Raw genomic sequence first — 20,756 nt, forward strand, 5'->3', positions numbered from 1 at the left:
ATTGGGGTGCAAAGGTACAGCAATAATTTTGAATCTGCCAATGGTTTGTGATGTGAAGATTTGAAAATGAGGGGATTTGGGATTTGGAAGATCTGAAAATTTGGGAAGGAGGAGATTTGGAGAGAAGGAAAGACTTTACGTTTTAAGCCCGTTTTTCTGAAAACAGGCTTAAAACGCAGGGAAGTTATCCGGAAATTCCTTGTGGCCAGAGCCGTTTTGGGCCTGTTTTTGAAAAAACAGGCCCAAAACGGCAGGCATTACTTGAAAGGAACCAGGCTGTAGGAACCGCGCCCAAATACATCGCCGGCCAGGAAAAACCTTTGGGGAGGGGAGGGCGGCAGGGTGTCTAGCAAGGAGAGACCGTATTTTTCCTTTACCCAAGCGGGGGCATAGCCCTGAAGCCGCAGCAAAGTGGGGAAGATGTGCTCATGGCTGAATCCCTTCTGAGGACGGGTCGTAGCCCCGGAAAACCGGGAGGGATCCCAGATCCATAGGGGCACGGCCGCCTCCTGCGGTGAGGTCTCATGCACCGAGGCGTGTGTGAGGCTAAGGCCGGCCTGGGTCAGGTTCTGGCCGTGGTCTGAAGTGTAGACAATGACAGTGCTATCTGCTACGGCAATAGATGTCATCAATTGGCGCCAGAAGTGGTCTACGGTCCAGCGCAAGGCGTTGTGGTAGGTGTTAAGCGTGCGCTCAGGGTCTTTGTAGATGCTCCGTGCCGAGAGTACCGGGGTGAAAAAGGCCGAGTCTGCCGGATAAGTGCGGGCATAGGGCCAATGGGCGCCCACCTTCACTACGTAGGCAAACACCTTCTCAGGACTTTTGGCCAGCTGTGCCAGGCGCCGGGCCACCCACAGGTCCTGCTCATGATAAGGCGCCGCGGGTTGCAGGTTGGCCGGGCGCTCCACATGGTCAATGTATTTTAGATCTTCGGGAGACATAAAGTTCTGTAGCACCTGGCCGCCCTGCTGGGCATCTATGTAATATGTGGTGTAACCAGCCCGCTGCGCGAACTGAAAGATGCTGGTGCGGGAAAGGGTGGCGTAGGTTTTATCTGGCAGCTCGTGCAGGCGCGTGCCGCTCATCAGGGCAATGTTGGAGCCACCGCTCTGGTTGGTCATGGAACTGGCCACCCCAAAATCCAGCAGCTGGCCCCGCACCGAATATAGAAATGGCGTGGTATCCAAACAGGGGTTCTGCAGCGTGAGCTCGGTGGCGGTGATGCTCTCATCCACCACCAGGAACAGGTGCGGTACGCCTCCGGTCACGGGGGGCACCGGCACGGGCATGCGCACTGGCTGCGGCAGCTGATCCGTGACGGCCGCCAGGATAGTCAGCGGTACCCGGTAGGCCGCCGGGAAATCATCCACCACGCCAGTAGTGTGCTTGATCTGGAAGAAAATGGCTGCCGCCGCTATCAGGAAGAGAAGGGCTGTCCTGGGTGCTGCCCGCCAGGCTATTTTCCTGCGGGCCCAGACTACCAATGTAACAATAGCTATAGCTGAGGCAAGGGCGGCTGCCACCTGCCAGCTATAGTTTTGAAGCGCGGTTTGTGCCAGGGGGAGATTGTTCCAGGCCAGCACCGCATCTGTGTACATGAAGTTATAGCCCGTGACTAACCGGAACGTAAGACTAACCCATAAGCAAGGGAGAAGCAGCGTCAACAGGCAAAAAAACAGTGTTTGGCTTCTGTTGAAGAGCAGCGCCAAAAGCCCGGCCAGGGAGGTGGTAAGTAGAAGGAAGTAGAAGGCCAGGTGTGCCACACTATCCTGAAACAGCAGGAAGGAAGTGATGAAGTAGAAACGGCCGGGCCGCATCTCCACCAGCAGCACAAACAAAGCCAGCACGCACCCCAATATGAAAGGAGTATACCACAACAAGCGGCGCCTCCCGGATTTCATGTAACTTGCTCTCTCAACCATCAAGAACCGAAGGTAATGGAACTCACGCAATCTGCCAATCTAAAGGACTCATCGGCTAGGCGCATAGACGCCTTGGATGTGCTGCGTGGCTTCGCCTTGTTAGGTATTGGCCTGGAGAACGCCTTTTCCATGCACACCCCCAATTCCATTTTTGGCCAGTACGCTGTTACCTACGGGCAGGGCTTGAACCACTTTCTTCTGCTGGGGCTCATGGTGGTGGTGAGAGGCAAGTTCTACCCCATCTTTTCTTTTCTGTTCGGGGCATCGGCCGCTTTGGGTCTGCCAAGCCAGGGCACCGGATTTTTCCTAAGGCGGCTTGCTGGGCTTTTGCTGTTAGGCCTGCTGCAGGTTTTTTTCATCTGGGAGGGAGATGTGTTGGTGCAGTACGCCGTAATGGGCTGCCTGCTACTCCTTCTGAGAAACTGGACCTCTAAGTCGTTGGTGGTAACAGGAGCTATGTTCTCACTTTTTAGCTTTATTGGCAAGGCATGGGAAATCTCCTTGGAGCCCACTGCTCCAGAAAACCTTGCCCTGTTGGAGAACGGTACCTTTTGGCAGATAGCGTCTTTTAGATGGTTGGAATACCAGAAGCATATCTTCACCTGGGGCGCCCTGCTGTTTTATAGCCGCATCTTTGGGTTCATGTTGCTGGGCTTTGCCTTCGTCAAGGGCAAAAGCCTTCAATGGCTTGCCTTGCCCGGCCAGATGAGAAAAATCTTTCTGGGACATTTAGCCTTGGCAGTCACAGTGGCCTTGGTGATGCAGGTGGCCGGTTGGCGGGGAGAGGCCGGGCAACTTTCTTGGTTGAAAGACCTAAGTCTGGGGCTGTATTTTTATGCCTCCGTTATTTGCCTGGCAGCTTTACCCGTGATGCTTTGGCATCTGCCCTGGTTGCAAGCACGACTGGAGCCATTAAAATACCTGGGCAAGCTTACCCTCACGCATTACCTGTTCCAGAACCTGTTGTTCAGCCTGGTGTTTTACCCATATGGTTTGGGGTTGTTTGGGAAACTAGAACCGTGGCAACTGGTCCTTCTTTATGGGGTGGTGATCACCCTGCAACTCACTATATCAGGTTGGGTATTGAGAAAGTGGAAGCAAGGGCCCGCCGAACACCTGCTCAGGTGGGTGGCCGGAAAAAAGAAGAAGGCGCCCCTTGGGTAAGAGACGCCTTTCTGTTGTATAGGTAATTTCAGCGGTTACGCCCGGGCTTTCTTCAGTTTAATAATGCCAATTTTATCTAAAGTCCAGATAACCGGGTAGGTTGGGTCTACTTCCCACCATTTCACCCCGAAGTTCACGCGGTTAGGCAGTTTGTGGTGGTTGTTCTGGAACAGCTCGCCGCCAGTTAAAAAGTCAAAGAACAACGAGTTGCGTGACTTGTCATGGTTGTCAAAGTTCTGGTAGCCGTATTTGTGGCCAGACCAGTTCACAATAGCACCGTGTAGCGGGCCCATTAAGAAGTGCAACGGCAACAACAGGTACATCCACCACTCGGTGGCAAAATTGATGTAGAAAAGCACGTACCCTACGCCCCAAGCCAGGCGGGAACCCCAGTGGTCACCAATGTTCTCAAGGGAGCGCCAGGTAGGATAGTTGCCATCAAAGCGCATCTCGGGTTCCACGCGCTTGTTGAGGAAATCATTGTAGATGTTTTTGGTCTTCCACATCATGGAAAACGCGTTGCCGGAAAAATGCGGGGAGTGCGGGTCCCGCTCTGTGTCTGAGAAGGCGTGGTGCATGCGGTGCATGATGGCATACGCCCTAGGTGACAGGTAAGAGGACCCCTGGCTAAGGTAGGTAAGCAGGAAGAAGAATTTCTCCCAGAACATGTTCATGGTGAACATCTTGTGGGCGGCGTAGCGGTGCAGGTAAAAGGTCTGTACAAACAACGACAGATACCAGTGCGCTACAAAAAAGAGAAGGATAATCATGCTGGGTGATCCAATTAATTAGGTGAAGTCACAAGAAGTGCGGTTGTAAAACAAACAGCCATTCAGTGAATAAGTTCACAAAGCTACAACGTTGGCGGCAAACCCTGCAAAAACAGGCCGTAGAAAAACCAGTTTAATGATGAAAATCATTTTTTGGTTCAGATATGGACTTGCTGGAGCTACGGTTGGAAAGGCCGCCAAATAGATAGGGAAGGGAGCGGGGCCTCCACCAAAATCCAGGTTTTAAGAATAGGGTGCTCAAAGCCCAGGGCCCTGGCGTGCAGGCAGATGCTTTTGTCTGGGTTAGGCGCTGGCGCACCGTATTTAAGGTCTCCCACAATTGGGCACTTGAGCGAGGCCAGCTGAACGCGTATCTGGTGGGGCCGTCCGGTCACGGGCCTTACCTCCACCAGGTGGTGGCTCCCTATGCTCTTCAGCAAGGAGTAGCTGAGTTCGGCGCGCTGGCTACCGGGCTTTTCCTGGGTGAGGGCCTTTGTGACGTTGCGTTCCGCGTCTTTCAGGAGCCAATGCACCAAAGTTCCGCTTTCTGGCTGCGGGGCACGCTGGGTGATAGCCCAGTAGACTTTCTCCGTCTTGCGGGTCTTGAATTGCTCGTTGAGCCGGGTGAGAGCCTTAGAGGTTTTGGCCAGCAGCACCACCCCACTTACCGGGCGGTCCAGCCGGTGCACCACGCCCATGAACACGTTGCCCGGCTTCTGGTACTTCTCCTTCACGTATTCCTTGGCCAGCTCTGAGAGCGGCTTGTCGCCGGTTTCGTCTCCCTGCACCAACACCCCGCTCGGCTTGTTCACCACCAACAGGTGGTTGTCTTCAAAAAGAACGTCAAGCTTTGGGAGGGGCATAAGGCGTTTTAAGGCTGTTTTTACGAAAAGAGGGCTAAACCAGGAAGTAGGCCCATAGGGGATTGCTGATTGTTGATTGCTGATTGTTCTTTCTGATAAAAAGCAATCAACAATCAGCCATTAATATGCTTCCTCAGCGGAAGGGAAGTCCTGTGATTTCACGTCTTTAATATAGCTGGTCACGGCCTCGGTGATGGTCTCGTGCAGTTCGGCGTAGCGGCGCAGGAAACGGGGCTTGAACTCCTTGGTGATGCCCAGTAGGTCATGGATCACCAGCACCTGGCCGTCTACGTGCGGACCAGCGCCAATGCCAATGATGGGGATGTGCAGCTCATCGGCCACACGTTTGGCCAGGGCCGCCGGAATCTTCTCCAGCACAATGGCAAAGCAGCCCAGGTCTTGCAGCAGGCGGGCGTCCTCCAGTAATTTCTCGGCCTCAGCTTCTTCTTTGGCGCGTACGGAGTAAGTCCCGAATTTATAGATGGACTGCGGGGTAAGGCCCAGGTGACCCATCACGGGCACGCCAGCGCTCAGGATGCGGGTCACAGATTCTTTGATCTCCAGGCCGCCTTCCAGCTTCACGCCGTGGGCCCCAGATTCTTTCATGATCCTAATAGCAGAGCGCAGGGCCTCTGAGGAATTGCCCTGGTAAGAACCGAAGGGTAAATCCACTACTACAAAGGCGCGTTTCACGCCCCGCACCACGCTGGAGGCATGGTAGATCATCTGGTCCAGGGTGATGGGCAGGGTAGTCTCATGGCCGGCCATCACGTTAGACGCTGAATCGCCTACCAGTAAAACGTCTGTTCCGGCGGCGTCCAGCAGGGTGGCCATGGAGAAGTCATAGGCCGTGAGCATGGAAATTTTCTCGCCGCGGGCCTTCATGCTGTGCAGCTGGTGGGTGGTAACTATCTTGACTTCGCTTTTGTGAACCGACATAACAATTGATATTGGGGCTGGGCAAAGGTAAGGAGTGCGGGAATAGGAAGTAAGGATTAAGAATCAGAAATTCTGAATTTCTGGCGTACGGCAACTAGTTTCTGTTTTAGGCCCGTTTTCACCAAAACAGGCCCAAAACAGAAAGACCACCGGATTGCGGTGGTCTTTCTGTTGCTAGAACTGGCGCCCGGTGGCGCTTTCGCTCCTTCTTATGCGTAGGTCCTGCAGGATAGAGGACTTGGCGTTGATGTTGATGGAGTACCGCTGCAGAGCACCAAAAGGCACCCAGTCAATGGACATCTGCCAACAGTGCAGGTCACGGGTAATACCTATGTTGGTGTAGCTCAGCAATTGGTTCTTAAAGTCATAGGTGGTGGTATAGGTAAAGGCCCATTTGTCTGTGAGCGTGACCGAACCGTTGAAACCCGCCGAGGTGGCATTGTTCATGAGCTTATCCGTGAGGTTATCCCGGGTGAAGTTAGAGGTAAGGTCCACGGAAAGGGTCCAGGGAATGTCAAACTCCACGTAGTCTGCGGCAGTGAGGTTACGCTGCAAGGCTGGCAGGTTGGTGGTAGGCGCCGCCCCAGACTGGGCTTGCTGCTTGCGGGCGGCGGGATTGAACTCGAAACCGGTATTGAAGAAAACGTTCATGAGTCGGGCGACTTTAAAACCGCCTCCGTTTATCAAGAACTCGTTGCGGCGCTGGCCATTCACGTAACGGTAGGGGTCAAAGGTGGCCCCGGTGGTAAAGGAAAGCGTGTTGAACAGGCGGGTACTCAGGTCAATGTTGATGTTAGACATCTTAAAGGAATCTGCGGCGAAGTTGTAGGCAGACCGGATGGCAAAGCGATCAATCAGGCTTACCTTCTTGTACACCCCGGCGCTGTCTGTTTTCACCTTCATCTCAATGTTGTTGTCAATCCCGAAGGAGAGGGCGCTACTCAGGCCTGCGCCTGGCACGTTTCCTTCCAGCCCCTGAAACCGGGATAGCAGTTGGGTTCTGCCCAGGCTGTCTTGCTGCACCCGCTGGTAGAACCCAAACTCCTCCCGCCCAAAATCTGGCCGGAAGTTATAGGAAACGTTAGGGGTCATGGTGTGCCTGATGGCCTGCACCTTCTTGCCATTGATCTGGGCAATGCCGTACAGGTTGGTGGTTAAGGAAAGGCCTCCGCTGTATTGGTAGGCTCGCTGCAGACCGCCTGTGGTGTCTACTGCCAGCAGGGCAGACCCAGGAATGCTTCGGTACGTATATTTCTTGAAGAACCAGCTCTCACTGTAGTTGGCGCCCGGGGTCAGCTTGAAGTACTTGAACAGACTAATAGTAGGCAAAGTGAGGGGAATGTCATGGTTGATGCTGCGGCGGGCGTTCCTGAAAATCTCAGACAGGTTTCCTCCGTTAATGGCCAACACCGTATCACGCCCCCTGGCCGCCGAAAAAGGGTAGCCCAGACCTTGCGCCCCAGAAAGCCTATTGGACACGTACTGCCGCGAATTAAGGTTATAGCCTATCCGGATGCCTTCAATCCAGCGGCCTGTCAATGTTCCGCCAAACCACTCTATGGGGCTTTGGCTGGCCACGCCAAAACTGAAGTCGGGTAGCGTGAAACTCATTTCCTGTACTGGTACCTGTTTTCCGGCCTCATCTAGCTGCAGGGCTTGCTTTTGCTGCTGGGAAATGGAAATTCCGTAGGTAATAGGCGAGTTGGGGCTGCTTTTTCTATAAGAAAGGCTGGAGTTGAAGTTGGGCGAAAGCGATTGCCGCGGGTCTAAGGAATTACGTTGGTTGTAGAACTGGCTACCGGCGTTCACGCTAGCTGAGAATTGTCCTTTTCCGGGCCGGGTCACGGGGCTGTGGCTCCAGCTAATCCAAATATCACGGGAGTCTGAGGGGTAATTGTAAACCTGGTCTGTGCTTCGGCCTATGTTTACGTCATCACTTCCTTTTATATAGGAGTGGCTGAGCGAGAAATTACCGTTGAATTTATAACGCTTGGTATAGGTAGACTGTACGCGGGCACCGTACCCGCCCAATGAATAGATATCACCGGTTATGCGCAGGTCCATGTAGTCATTCACCGCCCAGTAAAAGCCGCCCTCACGCAGATAGAAACCCTGCTGGGCAGACTCCCCGAACGAAGGAATTATAACCCCAGAACCTCGCTTGCGGGGCGAGGGAAAGAAACCAAACGGCAAGCCGATGGGTGTGGGTACGTCTGCGAACACCAGATGGAAAGGCCCGGCAATGACCCGGTCATTAGGAATCACCTTCATCTTGGTGGCCTTGATGTAAAAGTGCGGGTGCTCCAGGTCACAAGTGGTGTAGCGGGCGTGCTTCCCGTAAATATTGCCTATGGAGTCGCGCTTAATGGTTTCGGCGTGAATATAGCCTTCGCCCTGGGTGGTCACGGCGCCAATCACGCGGCCCTTCTTTGATTTGTAGTTGTAGGCAATGCGCTCGGCCTGGTAGGTTTCGGCACCGTTTTTGAACAGGGGCTTTTTCTGCAGCACGCCGGCAGAGTCCAGAATACCGTCGGCGGTAAGAATATTGGTTTTCCAATTAATCTGGATGAGGGCCGCGTCCAGGGAGATCTCGCCGTAGTCTATGTGGGCATCACCGTACAGGTACATGATCTGGTTGATGGCATCATACCTGATGGAATCTTTGGCGTTATAATTGATAGTGGTCTCAATAGCACCGGTAGGCTTTCTTTTGACGGTATCTTGGGTAACGGCAGAAGATGTTGTGGGCTTACTGCCGGCGGGGAGCGTACCCGCGCCGGTGGGGGCACGCTTGGGCACTACCTGGGCAAATCCCTCCTGGACGGAGAAAAAGGCAGCCACGTAGAAAAGGGCAATTGCCAAATACTGGAGGGATCTCTTCTGATTCAAGTAAAATTTTTGTTATTTTGTTAATTAGGACAAAGTTATTAACAATAGCTTTTAACTAACGCATCTCGTGAAAAATATTGTCTCTCTCTCCGTGTTTGCTTTTTTATTGTTTACCTCTTTCACCACTTTTGAGCGGAAGGAGGTAAGGGTACGCACCATAGTGATTGATGCTGGCCACGGCGGAAAAGACACGGGGTGTAACGGGGTTTCTGCCCGGGAAAAGGAAGTAGCCCTTAAAGTAGCCTTACAACTGGGTGAGCTGATTGAAAACAACCTGCCAGACGTAAAAGTGATCTTCACCCGTAAGACTGATACGTTTGTAGAGCTGATTGATAGGGCTGGCATCGCAAATAAAAACCACGCCGACCTTTTTGTCTCCATTCACTGCAATTCTGGCCCCAGCGCGGCATACGGCACAGAGACCTACACCATGGGTCTGCACAAGTCCAGCGGCAACCTGGCGGTGGCCACCCGTGAGAACTCCGTTATCTTGCAGGAAGACAACTACAAAGAAAAATACAACGGCTTTAACCCTAACTCGCCTCAGAGTCACATCCTTTTCAGTTTATACCAGAGCGCCTACTTAGACAACAGCCTGCGGTTTGCCCAAAAGGTAGAGGAGCAGTTCAAGCACAAGGTGGGCCGCAGCAGCCGCGGGGTAAAGCAGGCTGGCTTTCTGGTACTCTGGAAGTCGGCTATGCCCAGCACCTTAATTGAGATTGGTTTCCTGACTAATCCGCAGGAAGAGCGTTTCCTGAACGATAAGACCAACCAATCGTATATGGCATCAGGCATCTACCGCGCTTTCAAAGAGTACAAGCAGGAGCTGGAAGCCATGAACTAAATAACCTTACCTCTGTGAAATTTTCCAAAGAACTCAAAGTGGCGCTACTGGGCATTGTGGCTCTGGTGGCGCTCTACGTGGGCTTCATGTTCCTGAAAGGAACCAATATACTTTCCTCCAACAAAACCTATTATGTGGTCTATGACTCAGTAGAGGGCTTGGCGGTGTCTAACCCCGTGCTGGTGAATGGGTACCGGGTGGGTCTGGTAAAGGAAATGAAGCTGGACCAGAAGAAAGGCAACAAGATCCTGGTCACCCTGGACATTGAGCAGGACATAGCCATAGGAGACTCCACCATTGCCATGTTGGTCAGCTCAGATTTACTGGGGAGCAAAGCCATTGACCTGTACATGGGCCGCAACAACAAGCGCTACGAGGGCGGCGAATTCCTGATCCCATATGTAAAGCAAAGCATCACCGACATGCTTTCAGCCAGGGCAATGCCGGTTCTTGGAACGGTAGATTCCACTCTTCAGCGCCTGAACATGTTCCTGGACAAAGACGCCAAAAAAAGCATCCAGTCTATCTTGCTGAACGCCGAGGCCACGTCTGAAACCCTGCGGGCTATCATGTTGGCTAACCAGGGAAACATCAATGAGATTACGGGTAACCTGGCACAGCTTACCGCCGCGCTGCGCGGTACAGAGGCTAAGTTCAACCAGTTGGCCGGCAACCTCAACACCATTACAGACACCCTGGATGTGAATTCCATGAACAGCGCCATTAGGGGGTTGGATAGCACCATCTATCAGGCGCAGATGACCATGCAGCGCCTCAACCAGAACAACGGTAGCCTGGGCAAGCTCATGAACGACGACTCCCTTTACAGCAACCTGAACGCCTCAAGCGCCAGCCTGAACGCCCTGTTAATGGACCTCAAAGCCAACCCTAAACGCTACGTACATTTCTCGCTCATAGGCGGGGGTACCAAAGTAAAGGAAGCTGATACCGTAAAAGAGGCCACTAAAGTTAAAAAGGCGAATACCGTGGAGAAGGCAGGCACCGTAGACCAATAGTGCCAACCTCTTCTGTGTAAAACCCGTTTTACCCCTGTTTTAGAGAAAGCAGGCGTAAAACGGGTTTTTCGTTTTAAGGGCCTTGGAAATATTTGCCTAACACTTGTTAGGCAAGGCTTGGTTTTCCTATATTTGTACAGTACGCATACCACTCCAACCTAACCTAACCTAACCTAACAGCAAATTCTCCCGCATGGATTTAGAATTCAACAAAAACGAAGACAGCCTCAAACAGCTTTGTTTCCAACTCAAAAGCAGGCACAGCAAGGTAGCCCTGGGCGGCGGTGAGAAAGCCATTGCCAAGCAGCACGAAAAAGGCAAGCTCACTGCCCGCGAAAGAATAAAGTACCTGCTGGATGAAGATTCTGAGTTTCTGGAAATTGCCACCTTCGCCGGGGAGGGCATGTACCAAGAGTACGGCGGCTGTCCGGGCAGCGGGGTAGTGGCCGGTATTGGCTACGTGAAAGGTCGGCAGTGTATGGTAGTGGCCAATGACGCCACCGTGAAAGCGGGCGCCTGGTTTCCTATTACCGCCAAGAAAAACCTGCGCGCCCAGGAGATAGCCCTTGAAAACCGTTTGCCAGTTATTTACTTGGTAGACAGCGCTGGGGTATTCCTGCCTATGCAAGATGAGATCTTCCCAGACAAAGAGCATTTTGGCCGCATGTTCAGAAATAACGCCATCATGAGTTCCGAGGGCATTGTGCAGATCTCGGCTATCATGGGTTCCTGTGTGGCGGGTGGTGCGTATTTGCCCATCATGAGCGATGAGGCCATGATTGTGGAAGGCACCGGCTCCATCTTTCTGGCGGGTTCTTACCTGGTGAAGGCCGCCATTGGCGAAACCATTGACAATGAAACCCTGGGCGGCGCCTCTACCCACTCAGAAATCTCAGGCGTAACTGACTATAAATTTGAAACCGACCAGGAGTGCCTGGACCACATAAGGAACATCTTTGACAAGATGGGTGAGAATCCCAAGGCCGGTTTCAGCCGCACGGCCCCTGCTGTGCCCAAGCTCGACCCCAAAGAAATCTACGGTCTGCTGCCACAGGACCGCGTAAAGCCCTATGACATGATGGACATCATCCTGCGCATGGTAGACCACTCTGAGTTTGAGCCTTACAAAGACCTTTACGGCCAGAGCCTTATCTGCGGTTTGGCGCGCATTGACGGCTGGGCCGTGGGCATTGTGGCCAACCAGCGCAAGATTGTGAAAAGCAAGAAAGGCGAGATGCAGATGGGCGGCGTGATCTACTCAGACAGTGCAGACAAAGCCGCGCGCTTTATCATGAACTGCAACCAGAAAAAGATTCCATTGGTGTTCCTGCAAGACGTAAGTGGGTTCATGGTGGGCAGCAAAGCCGAGCACGGCGGTATTATCAAGGACGGCGCCAAAATGGTGAATGCCATGAGCAACAGCGTGGTGCCCAAGTTCACTATCTTAATAGGTAACAGCTACGGCGCGGGCAACTACGCCATGTGCGGCAAGGCCTATGACCCGCGCCTGATCTATGCCTGGCCCACGGCCCAACTGGCAGTGATGAGCGGCGCCTCGGCGGCCAAAACGTTGCTCCAGATTCAGGTGGCCTCGCTAAAAGCCAAGGGCGAAGTGATTACTCCAGAAGCCGAGAAAGAACTATTGGACAAGATCACGGCCCGTTATAATGAGCAATTGAGCCCCTATTACGCCGCGGCCCGCCTTTGGGTAGACGGCATCATTGACCCCCTGGAAACCCGCAAGGTCATTTCCATGGGCATTGAGGCGGCCAACCACGCGCCTATCACCAAGCCCTTCAACGTGGGCGTAATCCAAACGTGATGGTGATTAAGAATTAAGAGGAGCGATGCTGTCGTTCCGGAAGGAGGGCCGCGCTCAGTCCAAGTTCATTCTTACCCGGTGTTCAATGTCAAAGCGTTTCGGGCCTGTTTTCCCAAAAACAGGCCCGAAACGCTTTGGTGCTAATTCCCGTTTTCAGGAAAGGGAAGGGAGAAACCGGCCGTGGTGGTATAAAATTGATAGGGCAGTTTCAATTCTTAATTCCTACTTTTAAATTCTTAATTACCCTACCTTGACCAATAAAGAATTAAAGGCGCTTATTTCACTGCTGGACGATGAAGACCCGGATGTGGTGGCGCATGTGCAACAGAAAATAGTAGAACTGGGAGAAACCATTACTCCCTTTCTGGAAGAGGCCTGGGAAGAAAGCTTGGACCCCGAGCACCAGAAAAAGCTGGAAGACCTCATTCATGACCTTCAGTTTGAGGCGCTGCTGCGCCGCCTGAAAGCCTGGAAAGAAGAAGGCGCCGAAGACCTGCTCTACGGCATGTGGCTGGTGAACACCTACCAGTACCCAGACGTGAGCCTGGAGCAACTCAAGCAAACCCTAGCCGAGATCTATTATGAGGCCTGGGTCAACGTGCGCCCCGAGATGCACCCCTATGACCAGGTAAAAGCCCTTAACCACGTGCTCTTTAAGCTGCACCATTTCGGGGCCAATACCAAGAACTTCCATGCGCCGGCCAACTCCATGCTCAACCAGGTGCTGGAAAGCAAGCGCGGCAACCCGCTCACCCTGTGCGTTATCTACATGACTCTGGCGCAGAAACTGGGTTTGCCGGTGTACGGCGTGAACCTGCCCAACCTGTTCATTCTCACCTTTAAGGGAGACATCTTGCCGCAGTTTTACATCAATGTGTACAACCGGGGCCTCATTCTTTCTAAAAGTGATATTGACAATTACCTGCTGCAGCTCAACCTTAACCCCATTGACATCTTCTATGAGCCTTGCGCGCCCATAGACATTGTACGACGGGCCCTGCGCAACCTCTCCCTGTCCTATGAAAAGCTGAACGAACTGGAGAAAGCCACCGAGATAGAAAAACTGTTGGATGTGTTAGGCGTGGAACCCACCACCTCCAACAGAACCAGTGAAGACGACGAGGACGGAGACGAAGAAGGTTCTGTGGGCGATGATTTCACCGATGAGGACGAATAACGTTTTGAGGCTGTTTTAGCAAAAACGGCCCCAAAACAGAAATAGACCCTACCGTAGCAGCAGGCCACCCAAAAAGGGTGGCCTGCTGCTTTTTTATACAACCCTGTTTAGGTACTAAATAGGAGTAACGCCCTGCCTGAATGCGCACGCTTCTGATTTTCCAATTCACCCGTTTTGAGCCTGTTTTCCCAAAAACAGGCTCAAAACGGGTGGAGCATTCGCGCATCTTTCTATCTTTAGCGCTTCATTTACAGCAGCATGATACAGAAGAGTACCCGCTTAGAGAATGTTTTCTACGAGATCAGGGGGCCCATCTTTGAGAAGGCCATGGACCTAGAAAAGCAAGGCTACCGCATTACCCGCCTTAACATTGGCAACCCGGCGCCCTTCGGGTTTGATACCCCAGATGAGATTGTGCATGACATGATTGTGAACCTGCGCAACGCCCAGGGCTACACAGACTCCAAAGGAATATTTGCCGCCCGCAAGGCCGTCATGCACTACGCGCAAAGCAAATACATAAAAGACGTCACCGTAGACGATATAATCATTGGCAATGGCGTGAGCGAGCTTATCCTTATGGCCATGCAGGCGCTGCTCAACCCAGACGACGAGATCCTGATCCCATCGCCGGATTACCCGCTCTGGACCGCCGCCGTGACGCTGTCTGGGGGCAAGCCAGTGCACTACGTCTGTGACGAAGCCTCAGGCTGGTACCCAGACCTAGCGGATATAGAAAGTAAGATCACTCCGCGCACCAAAGGCCTGGTGCTCATTAACCCCAATAACCCCACCGGCGCCGTGTACCCCGCAGAGGTGCTGGAAGACTTGGTGCGGTTAGCCGAAAAGTACCAATTAATCGTGTTCTCAGACGAGATCTATGACAAGATTCTCTATGACGGCACAGTGCACCATTCCACGGCCGCTTTCTCCAATGAGGTGTTGTTTCTTACGTTTGGGGGCTTGTCCAAGAATTACCGCGCCGCCGGGTTCAGAGCAGGGTGGGTGATTATCAGCGGCAAAAAACACGTGGCCAAATCTTACATTGAAGGCTTGAACGCTTTGGCAAGTATGCGCCTGTGCAGCAACGCGCCGGCGCAGTTCGCTATCCAAACCGCCCTGGGCGGCTACCAGAGCATCAATGACTTGGTCTTGCCCAGCGGAAGGTTGCACAAGCAGCGCGAAGTATGTTATGAGAAACTGACGGCCATACCCGGTATCACCTGCGTGAAGCCTACGGGGGCGTTCTACATGTTCCCCAAAATTGATACCCGTAAATTCAACATTGTCTCAGACGAGAAACTGGTGCTGGACTTGCTCATTGACCAACACGTGCTGCTGGTGCAGGGCTCGGGCTTTAACTGGAAACAGCCCGACCACTTCCGGGTAGTGTACCTGCCTACGGTGGAAGAACTAAGCACCACGCTTGGCAAACTCCGGCACTTTCTAACCGATTATAATCAAAGTCTGCTAGACGAGTAAAAGGTGGTGTTTTGGGCCTGTTTTTTCAAAAACAGGCCCAAAACACCACCTTTAAAATTAATCCTAAGGCACGTTTTCAGCCCTTACGCCGGCACATACTGCAGAAAGCTAAGGTTTTCTTCGCGCAGCGTGTCATGAGCCATTTCTGAGAGGTTGTTGGCAGTCACGGCCCTGATTTGGCTAAAGATGTCATTGAGGCCTTCTACGGTGTTCAGGTCCAGAATGCTTTTACCCATCATCATCATAAAGCCCATGTTGCTTTCCTCAGCCATGGCCAGTTGCCCCATCAATTGCTCTTTGGCTGTGTGCAGCTGCACTGAGCCCATGGGTTTCTCTCGGAGCAGTTTCATCTCTTTCAAGACCAGCCCAATGGTGCGTTTGAGTTGCTTTTTCTCGGTGCCAAAGTAAATCCCGAACAACCCAGTGTCTATATAGGTAGAATAGTTGGCGTCAATAGTGTACACCAGGCCATGCTTTTCCCGCACGGCCAGGTTCAGGCGGGAGTTCATACCGGGCCCGCCCAAGATATTCACCAGCATGAAGAAGGTAAGCCGTCGTGGGTCTGAGAGCGGATAGGCGGGGCAACCAATCACACAGTGGGCCTGCTGAATGGCCTTTTCCACCTCCAGCGTCTGGGGAGTATAATTGTCAAAGGTAAGTCGCTGCCGGGGCTGGATCTTCTCTGGTATCTGGCCCAGGTACTTCTCAGCTAGCTTTACCACCCGCTCCAGAGGCCAGTTGCTCACCGAACAGAAGACCAGTTTATCGGTGCTGAGATTGCGGGCAATGAAGGCCTGGAAGTCTTCGCGGGTGAAGCCACTCACGCTCTCGCGGGTGCCCAGAATGTTATAGCCCAGCGGGTGGTTTTTGAAGACCACGCTGTCAAACTCGTCAATGATGGCGTCCTCAGGAGTGTCCAGGTACATGGCCATCTCCTCCAGAATCACGCCGCGCTCTTTCTCAATCTCCTTGGTAGGGAAGGTGGAGTGAAAGGTAATGTCGGTGAGCAGTTCAAAGGCCTTCTCAAAGTGGTTTTCCAGGACCGAGGCGTAGAAGCTGATCTTCTCTTTGGTGGTATAGGCATTGAGCTCGCCGCCCACGCTTTCCAACCGGTTTAAGATATGGAACGACTTCCGCTTTTGGGTGCCTTTGAAGGCCATGTGTTCCCAGAAGTGGGCCAGGCCCTGTTCATGCGGTAATTCGTCACGGGAGCCAATGTCCATCATGAAACCGCAATGCGCGATCTTGGTGTGGGGCACCTGCTTGTGCAGCACCCTGATGCCGTTGGCTAAGGTATGGATATGGTAATCAGGTAATTTCGTCAAAGTCAATCTGTTTTATCAAGGGATAAACCCACTTGCCTATGGTTTGTTTTTAAACCGCGGCAAGCAGCCTGCAAAGGTACGGAGGAATCAATTAAGAATTACGAATTAGGAATTGGCGCCGAAGAAAGGGGGCTTTTGTTTTAAGCCTGTTTTTACAAAAACAGGCTTAAAACAGAAAGGGTATTCTTCTGCCCCTTGCTAACCCTTCCTGAAGTCTGCGTATAGTTGGTTATGAGAAAGAGGGTACTGCAGTATGTGCGCAAGTATTACAATTTGGTGATCAACAGTATTGCCCTTTATCCTGCGCTTATCTCGCTCGCGTTTCTTTTGGTATCTTACCTCATGCTCACCATTGATTTTTCCCCCTACGGGAAATCCATAAAGAGCCAGTGGGATTTCCTGACCCTGAAAGACGCCAGCACGGCCCGTACCATTGCCGCCACCATTGCCGCCGGCATTCTGTCTTTGACGGTTTTCAGCTTTTCAATGGTCATGATTCTGCTAAACCAGGCGGCCTCCAACATGAGTAACCGGGTGCTGGATAGTATGATAGGAAACCGGTTTCAGCAATGGGTACTGGGGTTTTACATAGGAACCATTGTGTATGCCCTGTTTCTGTTAAGCACTATCCGTGACCTTGATACGGGCATCTACGTGCCTGCCCTGAGCGTGTATCTGCTCATTCTGCTCACCGTGGTAGATATTTTCCTGTTTATCTATTTCCTGCATTACGTGACCCAATCTGTGAAATATGAGGTCATCATAGAGCGCATCCACAGGCAGACTCGACAAATATTAGAACAGCAGTTTCCGCTGCCTCAAGCCCCTGGTGAGGATCTGCCGCCCTTAGAACAGGCTCATGATGTGAAAATGCAGGCCTCTGGATACTTTCAGGGGTTTGACCAAAAACAACTGCTTGCCTACTGTACCCAAAAGAACTGGACCTTTGTGTTTCTGTACCCAGTTGGCTCGTTTATCTTGCAGGGCAGACCCTTTGGGAAAGTCCTTTCCCCGCAGCCAATTACCCAGGAGGAATACAAGCAAATTCAGTTGCTGGTAGATTTTTACCGAGGCGAACCCATTGAGAAAAACCCTTTTTATGGGTTTAAACAGTTGGCGGAAGTGGCCATTAAAGCCCTAAGCCCCGGCATTAATGACCCTGGGACGGCTATCCTGAGTTTGCATGTGCTGGGCGACCTGCTATCCTTTTACCTTATCCATTTTGCCCATCAGTTTTTTTATGACAAGGAGCAGGTGCTACGTATTGTCACCAGGGAGACAACCTTTCAGGAGCTTATCCAGGCTACCCTGCTCCCTATCTGGGACTATGGCAAAGAAGATAGACTACTAAGAGAGGCTATAGATAAAACCTTAAGCCAACTGCAGCAGCTGGAGTTAGGCTCAGAAGAAAACAAAGAGGTTTTGAGTGCGCTGTTACTGCGGGTGAGGGCGCAAAAGGAAACCAGTACCTAGAAAAAGAAAAGCCAGAAAAGCAGTTAACGCGAAGGTTATACTGTGCGGCAAGCATAAGATATGAGGTTGGTATAGGCAGCACCACTTATGTTTGTCCCTTAAATTATCCCTTCAATACCTGCTCATACACCCCATGCAACTGCGGAATGGTTACCTCAGGCCGGAAGATCTGGGCATGTTCCAGTCCCTGCTGCACCATTTGCTTCTGTAGGTCTGTGGTGGAGAGAATTTCCTGGATTGCCTGGGCTAGAACATCTACATCCGTAGGTGACACATAACGAGTAGCGGGGCCGCCGGCTTCAGAGAAGCAGGAACCGGTAGAGGTAATCACGGGTACGCCGCTGTTCAGGGCCTCTACAATAGGTATCCCGAAGCCTTCAAAGATAGACGGATACACAAACAGCGTAGCCAACTGGTAAATGACAGGCAGCTCCTGAAACGGGATGTAAGGCAGAAACAGCACCTTCTCCTGTAGGCGATGCTGGGCAATAAAGGCCTGCATCTCTTTGTAATACTCGGTCTTGCGGCCAATGAACACCAGCGGCGCGGGAGCCCCGGCGGCATGCCAGCCTTTTAGCAGGTGCAGTTGGTTCTTGCGGCGTTCCAGCGTGCCTACGCACAGGATAAACTCTTGGGGCAAGGCATACTTTTCCCGAATGGCTTTCTGGGCCTGTTTTTCGGGAATCAATTGAAAAACGGGATCACAGTCCTGGTACACCACCTGTACCTTATTGCGGCCCACGCCAAAGAACTCTTCCAAATCCTGCGCAGTCTGCTCACTAATGGCCACAATCTGATGCGCCATATCACAAGCGTCTTTGAACTTCTTGCGGTAAATGTAGCGGTCAATGGTAGGGTAGAGCTCCGGGAACCGCAAAAAGATCAGGTCATGGATAGTCACTACCAGTTTGGTACGGTTGCGGTCCAGGCCGTAGGGAAGTTCATTGCTGAGGCCGTGGTAGACCTGCACGCCGTGTTTGGGCAGGGCAGCCCGCAGCCCGAAGGTGCGCCACAGAGAGGAGAAGCGCTTGCCCAACCCATCTGGCTGCACTACCTGCGTCTTGGCCACCGGCGGAAAAAAATCCTGGAACAACGCGTTCTTGCGGGGCGTGAACAAGGCATACTCTTCCTGGGGGAAGTGCGTCATCATGCCTGAGATGACAAAGCGGCTGTAATTGCCCAGGCCAGAGGTATTAGTAAAGGCGCGCTTGGCGTCAAATCCTATCTTCATATAACAGACTGCAAGGTAGGCTTAATTCTCTTTTTCTGCCACTTTTAGGAGAAGCGTGTCGCCTTCAGGAGGTAGTCTGCCTTGATGACCTTTACCCGGGCTAATGAGTTTTTATCAGCTAATGCTAGAGCAGTCTACTTTTTGATTGTTCGCTCTGGGAAATAATTCCAGGATTGAAGACTGCCTTTCTAAGATAAGTTTCAGTTGCTTAAGAAAAGCCTACCGCCACACCAATTCCATGACCGTGGTGCCCACCTGCACCGTAGTGTAGGCCTCGCCGGGCAAGCGCTTTACTACTATCCTTTTCACGCGGGAAGAAAGCTTCTGCTGGGCCATGACCAGGGTAGGAGATTCTTTCCGGAATAGCACAATGCCGCCGTTATCTGCAATGTTGGTCCTTGATTTGGGCTTATAGATAAACCGGGAGCCGTGCACTTCCAGGGGCACGGCGGTGGGGAAGGCGGAGAGGTTGTGTGCCAGCTCCAGGGCCTTGCCGGCATTGGGTACCCCGTAGCCCACGTAGTTATTCCCGAAGGGGTAAAGGTGGCTGCTGCGGTGCAGGATATGGGTGAGTTGGGCAGGGGTCAGGCGTGGGTTCTCTTCCAACAGGCAGGCAATGAGGCCCGTGATAATGGGCGCTGAAAAAGAGGTGCCCGAACTGGCAAAACAGGCCACGTCTGGTTTGAGGTACGGCAGAAAACCGGGTCCGATACCGCTGTAGCCTTGTTTAGCCCAGGTAAAGTAATCGGTGGCGCCAACGGTGATAACGCCGGGGGCATCAGCGGGGGTGTTCAGGATTTGCCATTTTTTGTTGCCGCCGTCATTGCCAGCCGCAATCACCAAGAGCATACCTTTCTGTTCCACGGCCATCTGCACGGCCCGAGCAATAAAGCTGCCCCCATTCATCTGGTCTGGCCGGTAATTCTCGGCGGGGTTATCAAAGCCGGTTCCGTAGCCTAGGGAGGAATTTACCAGGCGCACGCCCAGACTGTCCATCCATTCCAGGGCCCGTACAAAATACTCTTCCTCCACCCGGGACTCGCGGCTGCCGTGGTCGGTGCGGGCCAGGTAATAGTCGGCCTCGGGGGCCAGCCCACTGATTACTTTTTCATGGGGATCGTTCCCGCCCAAGCAGAGCAGCACCTCGGTGCCATGGTCATCTAAACTGCTCTCCTTTTCGCCGTACAGGTCTTGGCGGGCGGGGTTGACAAAGTCTCTGTAAAGTTTTATGCGCCCGCTCTCAAACAAAGGGGCCAGGCCCGGCTTTTGGGGCGCCTCATAGAACCCGGCGTCAATCACCCCAATCTTCACGCCTCGGCCAGTAAGGCTTTGCACAAAAATTGCTTCAGACTTTAACTGAGACAGGGCTTTGGCTATGTAGTTGGGCTGTAAGGGAGCCGTGGCGGCAGCTTGAAAGTAACCGGTGATAGGTTGAATCTCTTGCACGTAAGCAGCCTGCTGCAAGGTAGATGCCTGACCGGGTTGGGCGGTGACTACAGCAGCATTGAGCCACTTGGAAACAGAAGAGACCGTGAAGCCGCGCCGGGCCAAACTGTCCAGGTAGGGTTGGTGCACCGGCGCATCTGTTTCCTGGGTAGGCGGAAGGTGCTGCAGACGGCGCTGGGCGGCCGTGGCTTCACTTACCCATTGCCCGGCCGCAGCCGCTGGTTTGTCTTTGAAAAGGACCCAGTACCGTTGTTGCGCCAGGGCCGCCGGAGAGAAAAACCCGGAGAAAGCCAAGACACACAGAAAAATTAATTTAGTACCAGTACCCACGTGGGAAAGATTAAATGAAGCCTTTTACCCTGCAAATTACCATTTAATATCATACATTTAAGC

The 20,756-nt window shown here is 52.6% G+C and carries 15 protein-coding genes; 7 read left to right on the forward strand and 8 right to left on the reverse strand.

Annotated features, from left to right (window positions below; genetic code table 11):
* Positions 1-257 precede the first annotated feature (257 nt).
* A complete protein-coding gene (locus ACYVJQ_RS03785) occupies positions 258-1,901 on the reverse strand; it encodes a sulfatase-like hydrolase/transferase (RefSeq protein WP_460891726.1) in 1,644 nt (547 codons plus the stop codon).
* Between the two features lie 36 nt (positions 1,902-1,937).
* Here ACYVJQ_RS03785 and ACYVJQ_RS03790 point away from each other — a divergent pair, with 36 nt between their 5' ends.
* Complete coding sequence (locus tag ACYVJQ_RS03790; RefSeq protein ID WP_460891727.1) at positions 1,938-3,086, forward strand: DUF418 domain-containing protein; 1,149 nt, start codon at positions 1,938-1,940, stop codon at positions 3,084-3,086.
* A 35-nt stretch (positions 3,087-3,121) separates the two neighbouring features.
* Here ACYVJQ_RS03790 and ACYVJQ_RS03795 read toward each other — a convergent pair whose 3' ends face one another.
* The 4 genes from ACYVJQ_RS03795 to ACYVJQ_RS03810 all read right to left on the reverse strand — a co-directional run bounded on the left by ACYVJQ_RS03795 (position 3,122) and on the right by ACYVJQ_RS03810 (position 8,547).
* A complete protein-coding gene (locus ACYVJQ_RS03795) occupies positions 3,122-3,856 on the reverse strand; it encodes an acyl-CoA desaturase (protein WP_460891728.1) in 735 nt (244 codons plus the stop codon).
* Between the two features lie 179 nt (positions 3,857-4,035).
* A complete protein-coding gene (locus ACYVJQ_RS03800) occupies positions 4,036-4,719 on the reverse strand; it encodes an RluA family pseudouridine synthase (protein ID WP_460891729.1) in 684 nt (227 codons plus the stop codon).
* Positions 4,720-4,839: 120 nt separating this feature from the next.
* The gene (gene panB, locus ACYVJQ_RS03805) at positions 4,840-5,658 is read right to left on the reverse strand and encodes a 3-methyl-2-oxobutanoate hydroxymethyltransferase (protein WP_460891730.1); all 819 of its coding nucleotides are present in this window, start codon (positions 5,656-5,658) and stop codon (positions 4,840-4,842) included.
* A 174-nt stretch (positions 5,659-5,832) separates the two neighbouring features.
* Positions 5,833-8,547: a putative LPS assembly protein LptD gene (locus tag ACYVJQ_RS03810; RefSeq protein ID WP_460891731.1), complete on the reverse strand. Its 2,715-nt coding sequence runs from the start codon at positions 8,545-8,547 to the stop codon at positions 5,833-5,835.
* Between the two features lie 67 nt (positions 8,548-8,614).
* On the opposite strand from ACYVJQ_RS03810, the gene ACYVJQ_RS03815 reads away from it, so the two are divergent.
* The 5 genes from ACYVJQ_RS03815 (at position 8,615) to ACYVJQ_RS03835 (ending at position 14,888) form a co-directional block, all read left to right on the forward strand.
* Entirely contained in the window at positions 8,615-9,391 is a 777-nt protein-coding gene (locus ACYVJQ_RS03815; protein ID WP_460891732.1) for an N-acetylmuramoyl-L-alanine amidase family protein, read from the forward strand.
* Positions 9,392-9,405: 14 nt separating this feature from the next.
* Entirely contained in the window at positions 9,406-10,407 is a 1,002-nt protein-coding gene (locus ACYVJQ_RS03820) for an MlaD family protein (protein WP_460891733.1), read from the forward strand.
* A 193-nt stretch (positions 10,408-10,600) separates the two neighbouring features.
* Positions 10,601-12,229 carry an acyl-CoA carboxylase subunit beta gene (locus tag ACYVJQ_RS03825; RefSeq protein WP_460891734.1) on the forward strand — a complete coding sequence of 543 codons (1,629 nt, stop codon included), beginning with the start codon at positions 10,601-10,603 and terminating at the stop codon, positions 12,227-12,229.
* A 250-nt stretch (positions 12,230-12,479) separates the two neighbouring features.
* Positions 12,480-13,406, forward strand: a complete 927-nt coding sequence (locus ACYVJQ_RS03830; protein ID WP_460891735.1) for a transglutaminase-like domain-containing protein — start codon at positions 12,480-12,482, stop codon at positions 13,404-13,406.
* Between the two features lie 258 nt (positions 13,407-13,664).
* The gene (locus tag ACYVJQ_RS03835) at positions 13,665-14,888 is read left to right on the forward strand and encodes a pyridoxal phosphate-dependent aminotransferase (protein ID WP_460891736.1); all 1,224 of its coding nucleotides are present in this window, start codon (positions 13,665-13,667) and stop codon (positions 14,886-14,888) included.
* 83 nt (positions 14,889-14,971) lie between these two features.
* Here the strand turns inward: ACYVJQ_RS03835 and ACYVJQ_RS03840 are convergent, their stop codons facing one another.
* Positions 14,972-16,213, reverse strand: coding sequence for a M16 family metallopeptidase (locus tag ACYVJQ_RS03840; RefSeq protein WP_460891737.1), 1,242 nt, complete (start codon positions 16,211-16,213; stop codon positions 14,972-14,974).
* A gap of 231 nt (positions 16,214-16,444) precedes the next feature.
* Here ACYVJQ_RS03840 and ACYVJQ_RS03845 point away from each other — a divergent pair, with 231 nt between their 5' ends.
* A complete protein-coding gene (locus ACYVJQ_RS03845) occupies positions 16,445-17,686 on the forward strand; it encodes a DUF2254 domain-containing protein (protein WP_460891738.1) in 1,242 nt (413 codons plus the stop codon).
* 103 nt (positions 17,687-17,789) lie between these two features.
* Here the strand turns inward: ACYVJQ_RS03845 and ACYVJQ_RS03850 are convergent, their stop codons facing one another.
* Complete coding sequence (locus tag ACYVJQ_RS03850) at positions 17,790-18,917, reverse strand: glycosyltransferase family 4 protein (RefSeq protein ID WP_460891739.1); 1,128 nt, start codon at positions 18,915-18,917, stop codon at positions 17,790-17,792.
* Between the two features lie 219 nt (positions 18,918-19,136).
* Positions 19,137-20,657 (reverse strand): S8 family serine peptidase, encoded by a 1,521-nt coding sequence (locus tag ACYVJQ_RS03855; protein ID WP_460891740.1) that lies wholly within the window; start codon positions 20,655-20,657, stop codon positions 19,137-19,139.
* Positions 20,658-20,756: the final 99 nt, after the last annotated feature.

The organism is Rufibacter soli, assembly GCF_054781795.1.

Bases quoted from the DNA above. Each gene is read 5' to 3' on its own strand.
- ACYVJQ_RS03785 (WP_460891726.1), bottom strand. From the start codon at position 1,901: ATGAAATCCGGGAGGCGCCGCTTGTTGTGGTATACTCCTTTCATATTG.
- ACYVJQ_RS03790 (WP_460891727.1), top strand. From the start codon at position 1,938: ATGGAACTCACGCAATCTGCCAATCTAAAGGACTCATCGGCTAGGCGC.
- ACYVJQ_RS03795 (WP_460891728.1), bottom strand. From the start codon at position 3,856: ATGATTATCCTTCTCTTTTTTGTAGCGCACTGGTATCTGTCGTTGTTT.
- ACYVJQ_RS03800 (WP_460891729.1), bottom strand. From the start codon at position 4,719: ATGCCCCTCCCAAAGCTTGACGTTCTTTTTGAAGACAACCACCTGTTG.
- panB (WP_460891730.1), bottom strand. From the start codon at position 5,658: ATGTCGGTTCACAAAAGCGAAGTCAAGATAGTTACCACCCACCAGCTG.
- ACYVJQ_RS03825 (WP_460891734.1), top strand. From the start codon at position 10,601: ATGGATTTAGAATTCAACAAAAACGAAGACAGCCTCAAACAGCTTTGT.
- ACYVJQ_RS03835 (WP_460891736.1), top strand. From the start codon at position 13,665: ATGATACAGAAGAGTACCCGCTTAGAGAATGTTTTCTACGAGATCAGG.
- ACYVJQ_RS03845 (WP_460891738.1), top strand. From the start codon at position 16,445: ATGAGAAAGAGGGTACTGCAGTATGTGCGCAAGTATTACAATTTGGTG.
- ACYVJQ_RS03850 (WP_460891739.1), bottom strand. From the start codon at position 18,917: ATGAAGATAGGATTTGACGCCAAGCGCGCCTTTACTAATACCTCTGGC.